Consider the following 3,628-nt stretch of genomic DNA (forward strand, 5'->3'; position numbering starts at 1 on the left):
GATCAGGCCCGTCTATGCCGCTGATCCGCCGCCGGAGGCGCTGCGCGCGAGCTACCTGGAGCGAGGGCAGGAAGAGATGCGCGCCTGGACGCGCTATCTGCGCCAGTGCTGGGAGAGGCAACGGGCTTCACAAGAACGACGAGGCTCTTCCTGAGCGCGCCCGAGCACCGTCCCCGGGGAGCAGGAGCGCGCTCCTGCTCCCGCCACGCAGGGACCTGGTCCCGGAGGGATCGCGGCGAGCCGCGTCGGCGTCAACACAGGCAGGCCCCCTGACGTGGGGACCGGCATGTGGGCGTTCGACATGCAGGCGCTCTTTCCGCACGCCCTCATCGTCGGCGTCGCTGGCTTCCTGCATACTCTTGCTCAAACTGACTGGGGGCCAGGCTTCCCCCGCCTGGGACCCGCCAGCAGCGCGCGCAGCCGTGCCACCTCGGGCGCACTCCCAAATGGCGAAGCCGCCAGCCGTTCCGTCAGCCGTCTCGCCCGCTCCAGATTCACCTGACTCCCAATCTGACGCAGCGGCCCCACCAGCTCCAGCGCCAGGGCTGCCCCCATCTCGTAGTCTCCCAGCTCGATTGCGGCCTGCGCGATCAACAGATCTGTAAAGGCACTCTGGCGAGCTGCCCCTGCCCGGCGTTGCTGCGGCAAAACCTCCAACGCCTCCCTTGGGCGCCCCATTTCCAGCAGCGCTGCGCCCTTATCCACTCGGTAGCGGCGCAGATCCATCCGCAGAAAATGCCCCGCCCGCGCGTCGCCCGGAGCCGGCTCCCGTTGTAAGAGCGCTGCCCCGTGCTCCATCTCACGCAGGGCTCGGCTCCCCTCAACACGACCCTGGGCAAACGCCTGGCTAAAGCCACCACGGATCAACACCGCCGCCTGCAGCCAGGGAGGCAGAGAGGGCAGCAACCCCCGGGCCTGCTGCGCATCCTGGAGGGCAAGCTGCCGATGCCTGGCATCCAGCCAGACCGTCTGGCGACGGTAGAGAGCCACGGCCTGCAGTTCTGCATGGTCCAGGCTCTGGGCCAGCTCAATAGCCCGGCTGGCATGCTCAATGGCCTGGCTATAGGCCCGCTGATCTCGGGTAATGGCACTGGCCAGCAGGTGATAGGACACCAGCAGGCGCGTCGTGCGGAACCGCTCGCTGCCTGCAAAAGGCAGCTGGGCATAGAGGGCCTGCAGGGTCGTCTGAATCCTGGGAAGGGCTGCTGTGGCATTTCCCCGATGATACTCCTGCCAATAGCGTTCTTCTTGCTCCTGCAGCTGCTCATAGTCCACGGCAAAGCGCGACACGTGCGCAGCTGCCGACTCAGGCGCGTAGCCTGCAGCAACCGACGATGCTGGCACGGCTGGAGCCACTGCCAGCCCCAGGAGCACCGGCGGAATCTGCAAGGTTTCGGCTAGAAAACGCCGACGGCTGATACTGTCGAGCCCTTCTTTGCGTTCTTCCATATTTCTCACCGCTCTTTCTGAAATGCCCAGCGCCCGCGCCAGATCGGCCTGTGTCCAACACTTGCCGTCAGGCCGCCGCTTGCGCTGACGAAAGTATCGTACCACCTGACCAGCGTGGGGCCAGCCAGCCTCATCTTCCTCAAAAGGAGGATAGCCCTGCTGGACCCACCACGGACCGGAAGCAGCGCGCGCGTGCTCCTCCCGCGCTGCTCCATCTGCTGCCTGCTGCATCGCCTCTCATCTCCCTTCCTTCACATGCACACGGCTGACGGGCTTTGCATAGGGGCATGGTGATGTTGTAATGGAGGCATCTCCGACACACAGAAGTGGCCCCGTCTCGCCCAGCAAGGAGCAAGCAAGCGGCTCCCGGCCCCCGCTCCCGGGAGCGGCCCGCACCCACCGCGCCGCTGCCGCTCTCCGGGGCCTGGCGGCCAGCAGTGGAGAAGCTGAAGCGATGCCTGGGCCTTGCTTTCGTTGCTGGCTTCCTGCATACTCTTGCTCAAACTGACTGGGGGCCAGGCTTCCCCCGCCTGGGACCCGCCAGCAGCGCGCGCAGCCGTGCCACCTCGGGCGCACTCCCAAATGGCGAAGCCGCCAACTGGTCAGTGAGGCACTTCAACCGAGCCAAATTGACGGCACTCTGGAGCTGCTGGACAGCAGGGATCGCCTCCTGAGCCAGCATCACGCTCATTTCATACTGGCCCAGGTTGGCATAGGCCTGGGCCATCAGGATGGCCGCATAAGCGTGCTGGCGACGAGGCCCGGTTTCCTCTGTTGGGCTTTCCGCAGGCAGCACCGCTAGCGCCTCTTTATTCCATCCCATACCGATCAGTGCAGCCCCGCGGTCCACCAGACACCGTGTCAGGTCAACACGCAAATGGTACACAGGTTCTAAGGAACCGTGAGATAAGAGCGTTATGGCCTGGTCAAAGCAACGCGCCACCGAAGACCAGGCTACTTTCCCTTGCTGGGCTGCAACCCATGCCTCAAACACGCCGAGACGGATCAGGAGGCCGGCTTGTACCAGAGGAGGAAGCCGTCTCAGCAAGGACCGAGCTTCCTCTGCATCACGGCTTCCGCGGAGATCATGTGCATCATACCAATTCGTGATGCGCCGTTCCAGCGCTACTCCGAGCAGGGCCACATCATCCAGATGCTGAGCCCATCTCACAGCTTTCGCAAAGTGCTCTTCTGCCTCCTGGAAGCACTGCTGATCTCGCAGGACCTCCCCGCTCAGCAAGTGATATTGTGCGAGGAGTGAGGCCAGTTTCGGCTGATCAGACCGGGCCCAGGGGAGCGCCTCATAGAGCAAGCTCATCATCTGCTTCGCCTCGGCTAACCGGGCCACTGCTGTTTGCCGCCAGTGCGTGTGATACAGGGCCTCCAGCCGCTGCGCTGCGGCTTCCGGATCAACGGCTCTGCGCGTGATCACAGCAGGCCCCACCTGTTCTCGCAAGGCGGCGCTGACCCCACCTGAACCGGGCATCTCTGCCAGCCCAAGCAGCACCGGCGGGATCGCCAGCGTCTCCGCCAAAAAGCGCCGACGGCTGATACTGTCGAGCCCTTCTTTGCGTTCTTCCATATTTCTCACCGCTCTTTCTGAAATGCCCAGCGCCCGCGCCAGATCGGCCTGTGTCCAACACTTGCCGTCAGGCCGCCGCTTGCGCTGACGAAAGTATCGTACCACCTGACCAGCGTGGGGCCAGCCAGCCTCATCTTCCTCAAAAGGAGGATAGCCCTGCTGGACCCACCACGGACCGGAAGCAGCGCGCGCGTGCTCCTCCCGCGCTGCTCCATCTGCTGCCTGCTGCATCGCCTCTCATCTCCCTTCCTTCACATGCACACGGCTGACGGGCTTTGCATAGGGGCATGGTGATGTTGTAATGGAGGCATCTCCGACACACAGAAGTGGCCCCGTCTCGCCCAGCAAGGAGCAAGCAAGCGGCTCCCGGCCCCCGCTCCCGGGAGCGGCCCGCACCCACCGCGCCGCTGCCGCTCTCCGGGGCCTGGCGGCCAGCAGTGGAGAAGCTGAAGCGATGCCTGGGCCTTGCTTTCGTTGCTGGCTTCCTGCATACTCTTGCTCAAACTGACTGGGGGCCAGGCTTCCCCCGCCTGGGACCCGCCAGCAGCGCGCGCAGCCGTGCCACCTCGGGCGCACTCCCAAATGGCGAAGCCGCCA

2 protein-coding genes are annotated in these 3,628 nt (G+C 64.8%); both read right to left on the reverse strand.

Annotated features, from left to right (window positions below; genetic code table 11):
* Positions 1-363: 363 nt before the first annotated feature.
* Positions 364-1,680, reverse strand: a complete 1,317-nt coding sequence (locus IRZ24_RS18030; protein ID WP_297167361.1) for a helix-turn-helix transcriptional regulator — start codon at positions 1,678-1,680, stop codon at positions 364-366.
* A gap of 268 nt (positions 1,681-1,948) precedes the next feature.
* The gene (locus IRZ24_RS18035; RefSeq protein ID WP_297167362.1) at positions 1,949-3,262 is read right to left on the reverse strand and encodes a helix-turn-helix transcriptional regulator; all 1,314 of its coding nucleotides are present in this window, start codon (positions 3,260-3,262) and stop codon (positions 1,949-1,951) included.
* Positions 3,263-3,628 lie beyond the last annotated feature (366 nt).

It is taken from the genome of Thermogemmatispora sp. (assembly GCF_019683755.1).
Taxonomy (GTDB): Bacteria; Chloroflexota; Ktedonobacteria; order Ktedonobacterales; family Ktedonobacteraceae; genus Thermogemmatispora.

Coding starts and splice junctions, on each gene's coding strand:
- IRZ24_RS18030 (WP_297167361.1), bottom strand. CDS start 1,680: ATGCAGCAGGCAGCAGATGGAGCAGCGCGGGAGGAGCACGCGCGCGCT.
- IRZ24_RS18035 (WP_297167362.1), bottom strand. CDS start 3,262: ATGCAGCAGGCAGCAGATGGAGCAGCGCGGGAGGAGCACGCGCGCGCT.